This window comes from Candidatus Aalborgicola defluviihabitans (assembly GCF_016705985.1).
Lineage (GTDB): Bacteria > Pseudomonadota > Gammaproteobacteria > Burkholderiales > Burkholderiaceae_C > Allorhodoferax > Allorhodoferax defluviihabitans.
On the sequence record NZ_JADJKN010000024.1, the window covers coordinates 122,639 to 136,647 of the forward strand.

The window sequence follows — 14,009 nt, forward strand, 5'->3', positions numbered from 1 at the left end:
GATGACGCCCGAACAAAAAAAAGCCAACACCAGAACCGGTTTGATTCTGGCCTCGATCGCCTTGATCTTTTTTGTGGGCTTCATGGCCCGCATGATCCTGCTGAGCAAATAAGCCATGCGTCTGCAGCGTGAGAATGTTGTCATGGTGCGCAAGCTGGCTGTGGTCACGGCTGCCATGTTCGCCTTCGGCTACGCGTTGGTGCCCATTTATAAATCCATTTGTGAGCTAACTGGCATCAATATTTTGGCCCTGGGCGAGCAGTCGATTCCCGGCGTCCGGGCGGCCCTTCCGGCCAATACGCAAGTGGATTTAAGTCGCAGCATCACTGTGGAGTTTGATGCCAATGCACGTGGGCCGTGGGAGTTCAAGCCGGCGCAGCGCTCGGTGGTTGTGCATCCAGGCGAGCTAACTACGGTGATGTACGAGTTTCAGAACACGCAAAATCGACGCATGACCGCGCAAGCGATCCCAAGCTATGCGCCCCAGCAAGCGCAAGCCCACTTCAACAAGCTGGAGTGCTTCTGCTTTAACCAGTACACGCTGGACCCAGGCGAGAAAAAATCCTGGCCAGTGGCGTTTGTGATCGATCCCAAGCTGTCCAAGGATGTGAAGACCATCACGCTGTCGTACACCTTCTTTGAAGTTGGGGGCAAGACGCCAGCGGCACCGGTGGGTGGTGGCGCGGTATGACCGCACCTGTAGACAAGGTGGTGGCACCTGCTTCGGGGTCGACGTCGGCGTGGCGCAGTGTCAAGTTGGTGGCGTGGTCTTTTTTTGGTATTCGCGGCAAGGCCGCCTACCAGGAGGATTTGGCCAAGGTCAATCCCATGCATGTGGTAGCCGCAGGGTTGTTGGGCATATTGCTGCTGGTAGTGAGTCTGATTGGTCTGGTTAATTGGATCGTTGCTAAATAAGTTTTCGAAGGAATGGAGCTGAAATGAGTTCAACAACAACACACGGGAAGACGCCGTATTACTTTATCCCCGGTCCCTCGCGCCATCCTGTCTTGGCCGCCCTGGGTCTGTTTTTCGTCATTCTGGGTGCATCCCAGTGGATCAATGGTGCAGAGTGGGGTAAATACTCCCTGATGGTGGGCTTGGCTTGGTGGCTGGGTGTGCTGTACCAGTGGTTCAGCCAGTCCATCTCCGAGAGCGAAGGTGGCCAGTACGGGCGCAAGGTTGATCTTTCGTTCCGCTGGAGCATGACCTGGTTCATCTTCTCCGAAGTGATGTTCTTCGGCGCCTTTTTCACCGCCCTGTGGTGGGCGCGCGCGCATTCTGTGCCGGCCCTTGGTAGTCTGGACAATGCCTTGCTATGGCCCAATTTCAAGGCCGTCTGGCCCGGTCTGGCCGCCGTCGGAGCCACTGCGTCGCCCGCAGGCATCGTAGAGCCCTTCACGGCCATGGGCCCATTTTGGTTGCCCACTATCAACACGGCATTGCTGCTGTCCTCCGGTGTGACGCTGACCATTGCCCACCATGCCCTGGTGTCAGGCAAGCGCAGCCAGACCATTGCTTTCATGTGGATCACGGTGCTGCTGGGCATCACCTTCTTGTGTGTGCAGGGGTACGAGTATTTCCATGCCTATAGCGAACTCAACCTCAAGCTCAGTTCTGGCGTGTACGGTTCCACTTTCTTCATGTTGACCGGTTTTCACGGATTCCACGTATTTGTGGGCATGTTGATGCTGCTCTTTATCACCCTGCGTTTGCAAAAGGGTCACTTCACCGCCGAACGCCACTTTGGCTTTGAAGGGGCGGCTTGGTATTGGCACTTTGTGGACGTCGTTTGGTTGGGCCTGTATATCCTGGTGTATTGGATGTAACCCTTACGGCGCCTCAATGCGAAAAGGCACCGCTTGCGGTGCCTTTTCGATGGTGATGACGCTTCGAAGGATGCCCAGTGCCGCTCACTTGCCTGGCTGGATACCAGTGGGTTGGATGTAGCCGAGCTTCCAGGCTAACAAAATGCCGGCGAACAGCAGGATAGACAATCCAATACGGAGCCCCAAGGCCCGGACCATCTTGCGGGAAGATTCGTTGCCGTTGTTCCCGCCGCGCAACATGAAAAAAAGAGCACCACCCAAACTGGCGAGAATGGCGATAAATGCAATGATTACAAGGCTTGTCATGCGCCGGATTATCGGATGAATGCCCATTTGAAGTTTGCCCTGATCACCGCGGCCACTGTGCTGGCGGTGGCAATCACTGGCAGCCTGGGGGTGTGGCAGCTCTCACGGGCAGCCGAGAAGCAGGCGCGCCAGGCGGACATGGACGTACAAAGCGCCAAGGCCCCATTGAGCGCTGCTGACCTCCATTTGGCGCCTGACCCGATGGCCCTGCAGCACCAGCGTGCCCGTTTGCGTGGTACCTGGGTAGCAAATAGCGCCATTTTTCTGGAAAACCGCCCCATGGACGGCCGCATGGGCTTCATTGTCTTGATGCCCTTTGCTCTGGAAGGCGTGAGCGGTAGCGCGCTGGTGGTGCAGCGCGGTTGGGTGCCACGTGGTTTTGAGGACCGCACACTGTTACCCCGGATTGCCACACCGGCGGGCGTGGTGGAAATCGAAGGCCGCATGGCGCTGCCACCATCCGACCTGTATGCCCTTGGTGCACCTACGGTTGGTGCAATCCGGCAAAATCTCGACCTGCCACAATGGAAGCTTGAAACCGGGCTGCCTTTGTTGCCCATTACGCTGCAGCAGATGGGTACCAATGCTGATGGGTTGTTGCGTGACTGGCCGGCGGTAAATCTTGGCGTAGAAAAGAACTATGGCTACGCAATCCAGTGGTTTGGCATGGCGAGCGTTTTTGTCGTGCTCTATGTCTGGTTTCAAATCATTCGTCGTTTTTTTATTCGCCCCAGGAACAATACACCCAATGTCTAGTGCCCCTCTCCCCGACGTCCAACCGCTGGGCCTGACCGTGCACACCTTGCCTGATGTGGGCGGCGTGGCCGACACGCGAACCCGTATGGGCCGCTGGAAGATGCTGGCCGTGTTGTTGGTGTGCGCGACACCAGTGATTGCATCGTATTTCACCTACTACGTGCTGCGCCCCGAGGGTCGTCGCAATTTTGGAACGCTGATTGATCCCCAGCGAGCCCTGCCGGATGTGCTCGGCACCACATTAGATGGCAAGACCATTAACCTGCGTTCTCTCAAAGACCAGTGGTTGCTGGTGAGCGTAGCCGGCGCCGCCTGTGATGTCCAATGTGCCCAACACCTCTACATGCAGCGCCAGTTGCGCGAGGGCCTGGGCAAGGACAAAGACCGTCTGGACTGGGTCTGGCTGGTCAGCGATGGCGCACCGGTTGCCCAGACACTGCTCCCGGCCCTGAAGGATGCCACTGTGTTGCGCGTGGCCGAAGCTGATCTGGCGCGCTGGCTGCAGCCCGAAAATGGACACGCGGTGGCAGATCACCTGTATCTGGTGGACCCCCTGGGTAACTGGATGATGCGATTCCCGCCGCGGATTGACACCCAGGGTGCGGTCAACGTTCGCCGCGACCTCGACCGGCTGCTTCGCGCATCCTCATCCTGGGACAAGGCAGGCCGCTGAGCGCCAAGAACAGTTTTTAAATTCATGCACGCTACCCTGTACGATTTCTCTCCCGTAGTCCGGATGCTCCTGATGGGGCTGCTTTTGGCATCAGGACCGCTGCTGATGGTGTATTTGCGCAACCGCCGCAGCACACCGCTGTGGCGGATGCATGCCCTGACCCTGGTCACCTTGTTTCTGACTTTTGATCTGGTGCTGTTTGGTGCTTTTACCCGGTTGACCGATAGCGGCCTGGGCTGCCCGGATTGGCCTGGTTGCTACGGCAACGCCAGCCCGCTGGGTGCCAGTGTTGACATCGCCGCAGCCCAGCAGGTTATGCCGACCGGCCCGGTCACACCCGGCAAGGCCTGGGTGGAAATGGTGCACCGCTATCTGGCCATGGGCGTGGGGGTGCTGATTACCGTGCTGGCGATAGCCGCTTGGTTGGGGCGCAAGTCCAAGGATGGTCGCGCGGTGATGAACCCCTGGTGGGCCGCAGCTACCCTGGTGTGGGTCTGCATACAAGGTGCATTTGGTGCATTAACCGTCACCATGAAGTTATTCCCGGCTATTGTTACGCTGCATTTGCTGGGTGGGTACGTTCTGCTGGCCTTGCTGACAGTGCAAAGCGTGATGCTGGCACAGCAGCAGGGTGTGGGGCCACCCATCAGTACAGTATCGGTGCGTTTGCGCTTGGCTGTGTTTTTGGCGCTGGCGCTGTTGACGCTGCAAGCGGCGTCTGGCGCCTGGGTTAGTACCAATTACGCGGTTTTGGCCTGTACCGAGTTTCCCCAATGCCAGGGGAGTTGGTGGCCGCAGATGGATTTTTCCCATGGTTTTGAAATTTGGCGGCACCTGGGCTTTGGCCAGGATGGAGAACACATCAGTTTCCAATCGTTGACGGCTATCCACTTCGCTCACCGACTCCTGGCCATGTTCACCCTGGTGCTACTGGCACTGCTGGCCGCGCACCTTCGATCCGTGCCAGGCCTGCGCAAGTTGGCGCGCAACCTGGCCGTTTTGTTGCTTTTGCAACTGGCCACCGGCCTCAGTAACGTGGTTCTGGACTGGCCCCTGGTTGCTGCCGTGCTGCATACCGGTGGTGCCGGCGCACTGATTGTGGTGCTGGTTCAAGCCCTTGTTTCCACCCGCGTCCAGCGGGTGGGACAGGCACATTTGGCAAACTCTACTGGGCTCAACGCATGACCACCGTGACCACAACCGCGGCGCAATCGTCCGTCTTTCGCCAGTTCTATGCGCTGACCAAGCCGCGTGTCATCCAATTGATCGTTTTCTGTGCCTTGATTGGCATGGTGCTGGCCGTTCCGGGGCTGCCCACGTTGGCGCAGACTGGTTTGGCTGCCGTGGCCTGCCTGGGCATCTGGTTGGTCGCTGCTGCTGCGGCTGCTTTCAATTGCATTGTGGAGCAGAGCATTGACGCCAAGATGAAGCGCACCGCCTGGCGGCCCACTGCGCGCGGCGAGCTGAGCAATACCCAGACCCTGCTGTTCTCAGCCGGGCTGTGCGTGTCGGGCTCGGTTCTGTTGTATGTGTGGGTCAACCCGCTGACCATGTGGCTGACCTTTGCCACATTTGTGGGCTACGCCGTTATTTACACGGTGATACTCAAGCCACTCACGCCGCAAAACATCGTGATTGGCGGGGCTTCAGGCGCGATGCCGCCGGTGCTGGGTTGGGCGGCCATGACTGGAGACGTTGGGCCCGAGGCGATGATCCTGTTCCTGATCATCTTCCTGTGGACGCCTCCGCACTTTTGGGCGCTGGCCCTGTACCGGGTGGAGGACTACCGCAAGTCCGGCCTGCCCATGCTGCCAGTGACCCACGGCAGCGAGTTCACCCGCCTGCAGATCCTGCTCTACACCTTTGTGCTGTTCGCCGCCTGCTTGCTGCCCTTTGTTTATGGCATGAGCAGTTGGCTCTACCTGGCTGCGGCCGTGGTGTTGGGAGCCGGTTTTTGCCTGTACGCCTGGTGGCTGTGGCGCGACTACTCCGATGCGCTGGCCCGGCGCACATTCCGCTTTTCCCTGATCCACCTCAGCGCGCTGTTTGCCGCGCTGTTGTTGGACCATTACCTCTTGTAGCCAGGATGCTCCGACCATGTTGAACCGTCGATTTACTATTACATTAATAGCGCGTTACGCCTTGTTGGCGGGGGCTATTGGTCTTTTTGCAGCGTGTTCACCAAAACAGGCAGCCTTTACCGCAGTGGACGTCACCGGTGCCGAATATGCCAAGAATTTTGAACTGGCTGACCACAACGGCACAGTGCGCCATCTGCAGGACTTTGCTGGCAAGGTGGTGGTCATGTTCTTTGGCTATACCCAGTGCCCCGACGTCTGCCCCACTACCATGACAGAGTTGGCCGAGATAAAAAAGGACCTGGGTAAGGATGGCGATCGCCTGCAGGTGCTGTTTGTGACCGTAGATCCGGCGCGCGACACCCCGGATGTGCTCAAGGGCTACATGGCCAACTTTGACCCCACCTTCCTGGCGCTTTACGCGCCACCGGACAAGCTGGCCGAGTTGGCCAAGGAATACAAGATTTACTTCAAGAAGGTCGATGGCAAGAGCCCCACCAGCTACACAATGGACCACTCGGCCGGTAGCTACGTGTACGATACCAAAGGCCAATTGCGCCTGTTTACCCGCTACGGCAGCGACCCCAAAGGGCTGACTGAAGACATTCGCATCCTGCTCAAGCAGGCATCCTAAGTAGAGCGGCGTTTTAAAAGAGGTTAACCATGGACACTGGAAAAATTTCGACCTGGATGGACCAAGCCCAACCCATCCTGATTGCATTCGGACTCAAGGCGTTGGGCGCAATTGCCGTGTTTGTGATCGGCCGCTGGTTGATCAGCCTGGTCACCAGTTTGGTGGGTGCCGCCATGACCCGGCAGAAGTTGGACCCGACGGTGCAGCGCTACCTGGTGAGCTTCATCAGCGTGTCCCTGAATATCATTTTGGTCGTTGCCATTCTGGGCTACTTTGGGGTGGAGACCACCTCCTTTGCGGCCTTGGTTGCCGGTGCGGGCGTTGCCATTGGTGCCGCCTGGAGTGGTTTACTGGGCAATTTTGCTTCTGGCATCTTTTTGCTGGTGTTGCGGCCTTACCAGGTGGGTGAGTACGTGATGGTTGGCGGCATAGAAGGTACGGTGCTGGAACTGGGCCTGTTCGGCACGACGCTAAACACGCCAGACAACGTTCGCACGGTGGTGGGGAACGGCAAAGTCATGGGTTCCGACATCAAAAATTACTCTGCCAACCCCTATCGCAGGGTTGAGCTGGTGGCCCAACTGGCTGGAAGTGCGGATGTGCACAAGGCTATCGGGTTGCTCAAAGAAGCGGTATCCAAGGTGCCCAACCTGGCCAAGGACCCTGCTGTGGACGTGGAAATTCTCGAGTTCAACGAGTTCGGCCCCAAACTGGCCGTGCGTCCCTACTGCAATACCCAGCACTACTGGCAGGTCTATTTCGACACCAACAAGGCCATTGCAGACACCTTGGGCGCAGCCGGCTTCCCAGTGGCAACCCGACCAGTCAAGGTCTACCCGGGGTAATCGGACGCCTCGCGGTGCGGCAGGGTAATGGGTCGCGCAAAACTCATATGTTATTTCGGCCTCTAGCCCTCGTCGAATCTACACAATATGCTACTTAAAACGTAGCATACCGGTTTTTCTGAGGTGATCCGATCAGGCGTATTCCGCCAGAGCCGTCTTCATCTTCTTCATCGCCGCCACTTCAATCTGGCGGATGCGCTCGGCGCTGACACCGTACTCAGCAGCGAGTTCGTGCAGGGTCATGCCGCCTGAGTTGTCGTCGTTGACCTTAAGCCAGCGTTCTTCCACAATGCGGCGACTGCGGGCGTCTAGGCTCTCCAGCGCGGCAGCGATGCCGTCCGTGGCCATCACGTCGCGCTGGCGCGCTTCAATCATGGTGAGCGGCTCGTGGCTGGTGTCGGTCAGGTAGGCGATGGGGCCAAAGGCATCCTCACCATCGTCGCCTGGGCTGGGGTCGAGCAGCACATCACCACCCGACATGCGGGTTTCCATCTCGATCACTTCCTCAGGCTTGACCTTGAGCTGACGCGCCATGGCCTCGATCTGATCGGGACTCAGGGTGTCGCGGTGGGTGCCCAGGTCGGCAGCGGCGTCTTCGCTTTTGAAGCGTTGCTTCATGGAGCGTAGGTTGAAAAATAGCTTGCGCTGGGACTTGGTGGTGGCCACCTTGACCATACGCCAGTTCTTCAAGATGTATTCATGGATTTCGGCCTTGATCCAGTGCAGCGCGTAGCTCACCAGGCGCACGCCCTGGTCCGGGTCAAAGCGCTTGACTGCCTTCATCAGGCCAATATTGCCTTCCTGAATCAGATCCCCATGGGGCAGGCCATAACCCAAGTATTGGCGGGAAACGGACACCACCAGCCGTAAGTGAGAGAGCACTAACTTACTGGCAGACTCAAGGTCATTCTCATTTTTTAGTTTCCGCGCAAACTCCTGCTCTTCTTCCAGGGTGAGCATAGGCAGCCGGTTGGCGGCGGAAATGTACGCGTCCAGATTGCCAAGCGAAGGGATAACCGACCAGGGGTTGGTCACCGCGAGGGCGGGTGCAGCGGATCCAATGGTGAGGGACATACCAGTACTCCTTGTGTGTCGGTTGCTATATTAGCACTCTCTATGACTGAGTGCTAACGCAAAAGTTCAATGCCCCCGGTCATTGCAGTGAGACTGGTTGCTGACTCCGGATTGCACGGATTCGACAGGGCTATCATTGGTCGTGACCAATCGGGTTACAACCTAGGAGTATGAATATGCAAGTACAGGTCCACACCGACAAACACATCGAAGGCAATCAAGAACGCTCCGAGTGGATTAATAAGGCGCTCCAGGACGCACTGCAACGATTCAGCAGCCACATCACACGCGTGGAGGTTCACCTGAGTGACGAACACGGCGGCAAACAGACGTTGCCGGAAATCAAGCAATGCACCCTCGAAGCCCGTTTGGACGGCCATCAGCCCCAAGTGGTCAAACACCAGGCCGCCAACCTCCACTTGGCCGTGGAAGGCGCCGCCGAAAAACTGGTGCGTCTGATCGATCACACCTTGGGTCGCATCGCGCACTGAGAACTCCATGAGTTTGCAAACCTGGTGGGTTTTTGTACTGATGACTTTTGTCGTATCGGCCACACCAGGGCCGAATATGCTCTTGGTCCTCAGTATGAGCGCCCGCCACGGCTTGCGCTCGGCCATCGCCACCATGCTGGGCTGCATGACAGCATTGCTCGCCATGATGAGTATTTCGGCCGCCGGTCTGGGTGCCTTGCTGCAGGTGTTTCCTGCAGTGTTTGATGCCCTCAGACTGGCCGGCGCCGCTTACCTGGTCTACCTGGGCGTCAAATGCTGGCGTGCCCCAGTTCAGGATCAGGCGGTGGATGCCGTCCCGCTGGCCACACCTGCGGTACGCACCAGCGCACTGTACCGCCAGGGCATGTTGGTTGCGGCCAGCAACCCAAAGGCCATCCTGTTTGCCGTGGCCTTTTTTCCGCAGTTCATTAACCCCGAAGCCGCAAAGGCTGTTCAGTTCGGAATTTTGCTGCTGACCTTTTCAGTGATCGAAGTCAGCTGGTATTTTATCTATGCCCTCAGCGGCAATCGCCTGGCTACCTACCTGCAGCGCGCCAGCGTGCTCAGGGTCTTCAACCGCCTGACTGGCAGCGCCTTTATCGGTTTTGCTGCGGTCATGGCCACCGTACGGGAATAGACGGCGGGTTCAGATGCTCCCAAAACCGTAGCGTCTTACGTATGTCCGACGAGGGCTCGCTGCCTGTTTTTCCCATATGAAATTGGCGAACGAAACTAGGTGTTTTCCAGGGGTGTGGATCAGGCAAAATGCACCGTGTATTTGATCATCTCGCCCAACGCGAGGCGGCATTGCGGACCATTCCGCCGATGCCGGAAACAAGAAGTATTTTGTGTGACGCTGGCTGGCATTCCGCCCCACGGCACATTCAAGAGGAGAACTACAGATGAAGCGTGACCCCATTTCCCCGCGCCGTGGCGATATCGTCATTCAGCCCATCAGCCATGATGTGCTGGCGGAGAAATACCTCAAGCCTGGTGAAACCGGAATTGATGATTTGTTCCAGCGCGTGGCGCGGGCCCTGGCGTCTGTCGAACAGGAAGCCGACCGACCCAAATACGAGGCACTGTTCCTCGACAACCTGTACGCCGGCGCCATTGGCGCGGGCCGCATCATGAGTGCCGCCGGAACCACCATTCAGGCCACTTTGATCAACTGTTTTGTGCAGCCCGTGGGCGACTGCATTCAAGGCGTCGACGGCGACGGTTACCCCGGTATTTACGAAGCACTGCGCGAGGCCGCTGAAACCATGCGACGCGGTGGTGGTGTGGGATACGATTTTTCCCGTATCCGTCCGCGTGGTGCAGCGGTCAAAGGCACGGCCTCCATGGCCTCGGGGCCTTGCAGCTACATCAATGTGTTTGACCAATCGTGCTCCACGGTGGAGAGCGCCGGCGCACGCCGTGGCGCGCAAATGGGTGTGCTTCGCATCGACCATCCCGATGTGCAGGAGTTCATTACCGCCAAACGCACCCCTGGCCGCTGGAATAATTTCAACGTCTCGGTGGGCGTGAGTGACGCCTTCATGCAGGCCGTGGCCAATGACCAGTCCTGGGACCTCGTGCACCCTGCCAAACCTGGCTCTACCCTGATGGAAAAAGGTGCGCACCAGCGCGCCGACGGTATGTGGGTTTACCAAACCCTGCCAGCGACCACGTTGTGGGACACCATCATGAAGTCCACGTACGACTTCGCAGAGCCTGGCATCCTTTTCCTTGACCACATCAACAAGGACAACAACCTCAATTACTGCGAGTCCATCTCCGCTACCAACCCCTGTGGTGAGCAGCCGCTGCCACCCTATGGCTGTTGCGACCTGGGTCCTATCATCCTCACTCGCTTCATCCGCCACCCGTTTGGCTTTGATGGTGTGCCGGCTTTTGACTTTGATGCGTTCGAAAAGTCGGTCGCCACGCAGGTGCGTGCGCTGGATAACGTGCTGGATGTGACCTTTTGGCCGTTGCCGCAACAGCGCGACGAATCCTCCGCCAAGCGGCGCATCGGCGTGGGCTTTACTGGCATGGGCAATACCCTGGCCATGCTGTGCCTGCGCTACGACGCGGCCGAGGGCCGCGAGATGGCCCAGCGCATTGCCATCAGCATGCGCGACGCCGCGTACACAGCCTCTGTCGCTTTGGCTCAAGAAAAGGGCGCATTCCCCAAATTTGATGCCGATGGCTACCTGGCCCCCGGTACCTTTGCCAGCCGCCTGCCCGAGGCGCTCAAACAATCCATCCGCGAGCACGGCATCCGCAACAGCCATTTGTTGTCGATTGCGCCCACGGGCACGGTGAGTTTGGCCTTTGCCGACAATGCCTCCAACGGCATTGAGCCGGCGTTCTCGTGGATGTACAAGCGCAAGAAGCGCGAGGCCGACGGCAGCAGCAGCGAATACTCGGTGGAAGACCACGCCTGGCGCCTGTACCGCGAGCTCGGTGGAGATGTCAACAAGTTGCCTGAGTATTTTGTCTCGGCACTGGACATGTCGGCCAGCAACCACATCGCCATGATGGAAGCGGTGCAGCCCTTTGTCGATACCGCCATTTCCAAGACGGTGAATGTGCCTGCCGATTACCCGTACGATGACTTCAAGAGCCTCTACCAGCAGGCCTGGAGCGCGCGCCTCAAGGGTTTGGCTACCTACCGACCCAACGCCATTCTGGGCTCAGTGTTGCATGTGGATACTCCCAAAACCGAGCCGGCCAAAGCGGTAGCGCCGGTGGTGGTAGACCCGATGCGGACCGTGATTGAGAGTCGCCCCAAGGGCGCACTTTCTGCCGTGGCAGAAAAAATCGACTACTGGACCCAGGAAGGCCACAAGACCCTGTACTTGCTCGTGTCCTTCCTTCCGGTAGCCACAGCTGACGGCAAAAGCACGGTGGACCGTGCTATCGAGTTCTTTATGCCAGTGGGGCAGAGTGGTGAGTCGCAGCAATGGATCACTTCCAGCATGCGCCTGTTGTCGTTGGCGGCACGTGGTGGCTTTTTGGAGCGCGCCCTGAGCGACATGCGCAAGGTTGCCTGGGATCGTGGTCCTGTGCGTCTGGGCACCCACCAGAAAGAAGACGGTACGCAAGTGCCGATGTGGCACGACTCTGAAGTGGCCGCCGTGGCCTACGCCATCCAGAACATCCAGGCCCAACGCAATATGGTGCAAAAACAGGGCGGTCGCCGCCGGGCAACCGACAGCCAGGTCGATACAGACGGTCTTCTGCCCCGCCAGGAAAGCGCACTGGCAACTGCGCCGCTGCCGGTGATGGCTGGCAAGAAGTGTGCGGAATGCGGCGCCCATGCTGTGATCCGCAAAGACGGATGTGACTATTGCACCCAATGCGGGCATGTGGGTAGCTGTGGATGACACCTGGGCGGCCCTCGGCTGAGGTGCTGGCCGCGTTGGATCGCCATTGGCGACCCCGCTATCTGCTAATCGCACCGCATCGCCTGGGTTTTTTCCTGGCAATGGTGGTGCTGATGGTTTCCTCAGTCTGGTGGGCGCTGGTGCAGCTGGATCGCGTCAGCGCCGCGGTGGCCCTGCCCTATACCGCATCCCCCACCTTGGTGCACGCTGCGGTCATGACCTTCGGGTTCATGCCGCTTTTTTTTACCGGCTTCCTGTTCACCGCCGCTCCCAAATGGTTGCGCGTAGAGCCGCTGGAGGCTCGTGCGTTGCTGGTACCCCTGTTGCTGCAGGCCGGCGGCTGGTTGCTGTGGGTGATTGGCATTCATATTCACATGTTCATGGTGCTGGCGGGACTGACGCTGGCCCTCAGCGGGCTGGCGCGCATCACCTGGTTGTTCTGGCGCTTGGTCTGGCGCAGTGCTGAGTCCGACCGGTTGCACGCACGCACCGTGGGGGTGGCTTGTCTGGTGGGTTGCATCAGCCTGGGCGGATTGCTGGCTAATTTGGTGTTGGGGGCCACCACTGTGGCCATGGCGTGCGTGCTGACTGGTTTGTGGGGCTTTGTCGTTGTGGTGTTTGTCACCGTGGCGCATCGGATGATTCCGTTCTTCACTTCCAATGCCATGCCGTTCATCACGGCATGGCGTCCGTTCTGGGCCCTGGGTGTGATGCTTGCGGCTGCCGTGTTCGAAGCCGTGACAGTGTGGGTAGAGCTTGATGGGCCGCTGCGCGGTCCCATGGCGCATTTTTGGATGCTGGCACGTGGTGGTTTCGAGTTGGTTGCCGGTGGCGTTTTACTGTGGTTGGCCCAGGTATGGGGTCTGACGCAAAGTCTGAAAAACCGGCTGTTGGCCATGTTGCATTTCGGATTCCTGTGGCTAGGTCTGGCGCTGGCCTTAGGCGGTGCAGCTCAGATTTTGGGCTTGTTGCAAGACGCGCCAGTGCTAAGCCTGGGGTCGTTGCACGCGTTGACCATGGGCTGCCTGGGCTCTTTGATGCTGGCCATGGTGACCCGCGTCTCCTGTGGTCACAGCGGGCGCGCCCAGGTGGCCGACCGCATTGCCTGGACCCTGTTCTGGCTGGTGCAACTGGCTACGCTGCTGCGTATCACCGCAGCGGCGCAGAGCACCTGGGCAAGTTGGCTACTGCTTCCCACGGCGATGATCTGGGCGGGCACCATGGCCGTGTGGGGAACGCGCCTGGCCAATTGGTATGGCCGCCTGCGCCCTGATGGACGCCCCGGTTAATTTGACAGGAACTTTTCGCCATGCCCGAAACCGACTTGGTCACCACGGTTGCCACCCTGATGCAAGCGCGCCAGACCATTCTGCCCAAGCGCCTAGTAGAGCCTGGCCCTGATGCCGGGCAACTTAAGTGCATCCTCAACGCCGCAGCCTCCGCTCCTGACCACCGGCAATTGCTGCCGTGGCGGTTCGTGCTGGTGCCTGCTTTGGCGCGTACAGTGCTCGCCGACGTATTTGGCACTGCGCTGTTGGAGCGCGACCCGCAGGCCAGTGCCGACCAGGTGCAGCAGGCGCAGGAGAAGGCGCACCGATCCCCCTGTTTGATGCTGGTTGTAGTGGATGCCTGCCGGGGTAACCCGGAGGTTGATCTGTACGAGCGCATTGTCTCCACAGGGTGTGCTGTGCAAAACATGTTGCTCATGGCAACCGCGCTGGGTTTTGGTTCTGCGTTGACCAGCGGCAAGGCACTCAAGTCAAAAGGGCTGCGGGGGCTGTTTGGCTTGCAGGAAGGCGAGCATGCGCTGTGCTTTGTGAGTTTTGGCATGGCACAGTCCGCCCGGCATCCTCGCCTGCGTCCTGCGGTATCCGACTATTGCAGTACTTTGGTGGTTGCATCGGGAAAGCAATTAACGGAATGAACGGACGGGCGACCATGTGCCCGCTCTG

At 58.8% G+C, this 14,009-nt stretch carries 17 protein-coding genes; 15 read left to right on the plus strand and 2 right to left on the minus strand.

The window, feature by feature from the left end:
* Position 1 precedes the first annotated feature (1 nt).
* From IPI80_RS19345 to IPI80_RS19360, 4 genes are read left to right on the plus strand one after another with little or no spacing between them, the layout of a single operon-like run.
* Complete coding sequence (locus IPI80_RS19345) at positions 2-112, plus strand: cytochrome oxidase small assembly protein (RefSeq protein ID WP_413862732.1); 111 nt, start codon at positions 2-4, stop codon at positions 110-112.
* A 3-nt stretch (positions 113-115) separates the two neighbouring features.
* Positions 116-691, plus strand: a complete 576-nt coding sequence (locus IPI80_RS19350) for a cytochrome c oxidase assembly protein (protein ID WP_413862733.1) — start codon at positions 116-118, stop codon at positions 689-691.
* A complete protein-coding gene (locus IPI80_RS19355) occupies positions 688-915 on the plus strand; it encodes a DUF2970 domain-containing protein (protein WP_413862734.1) in 228 nt (75 codons plus the stop codon). Before IPI80_RS19350 ends, IPI80_RS19355 begins: the two co-directional genes overlap by 4 nt.
* A gap of 23 nt (positions 916-938) precedes the next feature.
* The gene (locus IPI80_RS19360; protein ID WP_413862735.1) at positions 939-1,826 is read left to right on the plus strand and encodes a cytochrome c oxidase subunit 3; all 888 of its coding nucleotides are present in this window, start codon (positions 939-941) and stop codon (positions 1,824-1,826) included.
* An 84-nt stretch (positions 1,827-1,910) separates the two neighbouring features.
* Here the strand turns inward: IPI80_RS19360 and IPI80_RS19365 are convergent, their stop codons facing one another.
* On the minus strand, positions 1,911-2,132 hold the full coding sequence (locus tag IPI80_RS19365) for a twin transmembrane helix small protein (protein ID WP_413862736.1): 222 nt from the start codon (positions 2,130-2,132) through the stop codon (positions 1,911-1,913).
* 15 nt (positions 2,133-2,147) lie between these two features.
* Between IPI80_RS19365 and IPI80_RS19370 the strand changes: the two genes are divergently transcribed.
* The 6 genes from IPI80_RS19370 to IPI80_RS19395 are packed head-to-tail and all read left to right on the plus strand — an operon-like array spanning position 2,148 to position 7,118.
* Complete coding sequence (locus tag IPI80_RS19370) at positions 2,148-2,888, plus strand: SURF1 family protein (protein ID WP_413862737.1); 741 nt, start codon at positions 2,148-2,150, stop codon at positions 2,886-2,888.
* Positions 2,881-3,561: a hypothetical protein gene (locus tag IPI80_RS19375; protein ID WP_413862738.1), complete on the plus strand. Its 681-nt coding sequence runs from the start codon at positions 2,881-2,883 to the stop codon at positions 3,559-3,561. The genes IPI80_RS19370 and IPI80_RS19375 overlap by 8 nt, the downstream gene beginning before the upstream one ends.
* Positions 3,562-3,585: 24 nt before the next feature.
* A complete protein-coding gene (locus IPI80_RS19380; protein WP_413862739.1) occupies positions 3,586-4,746 on the plus strand; it encodes a COX15/CtaA family protein in 1,161 nt (386 codons plus the stop codon).
* Between the two features lie 5 nt (positions 4,747-4,751).
* The gene (cyoE, locus tag IPI80_RS19385; protein ID WP_413862740.1) at positions 4,752-5,642 is read left to right on the plus strand and encodes a heme o synthase; all 891 of its coding nucleotides are present in this window, start codon (positions 4,752-4,754) and stop codon (positions 5,640-5,642) included.
* 16 nt (positions 5,643-5,658) lie between these two features.
* The gene (locus IPI80_RS19390; protein ID WP_413862741.1) at positions 5,659-6,273 is read left to right on the plus strand and encodes an SCO family protein; all 615 of its coding nucleotides are present in this window, start codon (positions 5,659-5,661) and stop codon (positions 6,271-6,273) included.
* Between the two features lie 29 nt (positions 6,274-6,302).
* The gene (locus tag IPI80_RS19395; RefSeq protein WP_413862742.1) at positions 6,303-7,118 is read left to right on the plus strand and encodes a mechanosensitive ion channel family protein; all 816 of its coding nucleotides are present in this window, start codon (positions 6,303-6,305) and stop codon (positions 7,116-7,118) included.
* 132 nt (positions 7,119-7,250) lie between these two features.
* Here IPI80_RS19395 and rpoH read toward each other — a convergent pair whose 3' ends face one another.
* The gene (rpoH, locus tag IPI80_RS19400) at positions 7,251-8,192 is read right to left on the minus strand and encodes an RNA polymerase sigma factor RpoH (protein WP_413862743.1); all 942 of its coding nucleotides are present in this window, start codon (positions 8,190-8,192) and stop codon (positions 7,251-7,253) included.
* 176 nt (positions 8,193-8,368) lie between these two features.
* Between rpoH and IPI80_RS19405 the strand changes: the two genes are divergently transcribed.
* From IPI80_RS19405 to IPI80_RS19425, 5 genes are all read left to right on the plus strand, one after another.
* Entirely contained in the window at positions 8,369-8,683 is a 315-nt protein-coding gene (locus IPI80_RS19405; protein WP_413862744.1) for an HPF/RaiA family ribosome-associated protein, read from the plus strand.
* Between the two features lie 7 nt (positions 8,684-8,690).
* The gene (locus IPI80_RS19410) at positions 8,691-9,320 is read left to right on the plus strand and encodes a LysE family translocator (RefSeq protein WP_413862745.1); all 630 of its coding nucleotides are present in this window, start codon (positions 8,691-8,693) and stop codon (positions 9,318-9,320) included.
* A gap of 265 nt (positions 9,321-9,585) precedes the next feature.
* On the plus strand, positions 9,586-12,057 hold the full coding sequence (locus IPI80_RS19415) for an adenosylcobalamin-dependent ribonucleoside-diphosphate reductase (protein WP_413862746.1): 2,472 nt from the start codon (positions 9,586-9,588) through the stop codon (positions 12,055-12,057).
* Positions 12,054-13,346, plus strand: a complete 1,293-nt coding sequence (locus IPI80_RS19420) for an NnrS family protein (protein ID WP_413862747.1) — start codon at positions 12,054-12,056, stop codon at positions 13,344-13,346. The genes IPI80_RS19415 and IPI80_RS19420 overlap by 4 nt, the downstream gene beginning before the upstream one ends.
* Positions 13,347-13,366: 20 nt before the next feature.
* Entirely contained in the window at positions 13,367-13,981 is a 615-nt protein-coding gene (locus IPI80_RS19425) for a nitroreductase (protein WP_413862748.1), read from the plus strand.
* Positions 13,982-14,009 lie beyond the last annotated feature (28 nt).

Excerpts from the sequence above, each read along its gene's own strand:
- IPI80_RS19345 (WP_413862732.1), top strand. The coding sequence starts at position 2 with ATGACGCCCGAACAAAAAAAAGCCAACACCAGAACCGGTTTGATTCTG.
- IPI80_RS19355 (WP_413862734.1), top strand. The coding sequence starts at position 688 with ATGACCGCACCTGTAGACAAGGTGGTGGCACCTGCTTCGGGGTCGACG.
- IPI80_RS19420 (WP_413862747.1), top strand. The coding sequence starts at position 12,054 with ATGACACCTGGGCGGCCCTCGGCTGAGGTGCTGGCCGCGTTGGATCGC.
- IPI80_RS19350 (WP_413862733.1), top strand. The coding sequence starts at position 116 with ATGCGTCTGCAGCGTGAGAATGTTGTCATGGTGCGCAAGCTGGCTGTG.
- IPI80_RS19370 (WP_413862737.1), top strand. The coding sequence starts at position 2,148 with ATGAATGCCCATTTGAAGTTTGCCCTGATCACCGCGGCCACTGTGCTG.
- IPI80_RS19375 (WP_413862738.1), top strand. The coding sequence starts at position 2,881 with ATGTCTAGTGCCCCTCTCCCCGACGTCCAACCGCTGGGCCTGACCGTG.
- IPI80_RS19365 (WP_413862736.1), bottom strand. The coding sequence starts at position 2,132 with ATGACAAGCCTTGTAATCATTGCATTTATCGCCATTCTCGCCAGTTTG.
- IPI80_RS19395 (WP_413862742.1), top strand. The coding sequence starts at position 6,303 with ATGGACACTGGAAAAATTTCGACCTGGATGGACCAAGCCCAACCCATC.
- rpoH (WP_413862743.1), bottom strand. The coding sequence starts at position 8,192 with ATGTCCCTCACCATTGGATCCGCTGCACCCGCCCTCGCGGTGACCAAC.
- IPI80_RS19415 (WP_413862746.1), top strand. The coding sequence starts at position 9,586 with ATGAAGCGTGACCCCATTTCCCCGCGCCGTGGCGATATCGTCATTCAG.
- IPI80_RS19410 (WP_413862745.1), top strand. The coding sequence starts at position 8,691 with ATGAGTTTGCAAACCTGGTGGGTTTTTGTACTGATGACTTTTGTCGTA.
- IPI80_RS19390 (WP_413862741.1), top strand. The coding sequence starts at position 5,659 with ATGTTGAACCGTCGATTTACTATTACATTAATAGCGCGTTACGCCTTG.
- IPI80_RS19405 (WP_413862744.1), top strand. The coding sequence starts at position 8,369 with ATGCAAGTACAGGTCCACACCGACAAACACATCGAAGGCAATCAAGAA.
- IPI80_RS19380 (WP_413862739.1), top strand. The coding sequence starts at position 3,586 with ATGCACGCTACCCTGTACGATTTCTCTCCCGTAGTCCGGATGCTCCTG.
- IPI80_RS19360 (WP_413862735.1), top strand. The coding sequence starts at position 939 with ATGAGTTCAACAACAACACACGGGAAGACGCCGTATTACTTTATCCCC.
- IPI80_RS19425 (WP_413862748.1), top strand. The coding sequence starts at position 13,367 with ATGCCCGAAACCGACTTGGTCACCACGGTTGCCACCCTGATGCAAGCG.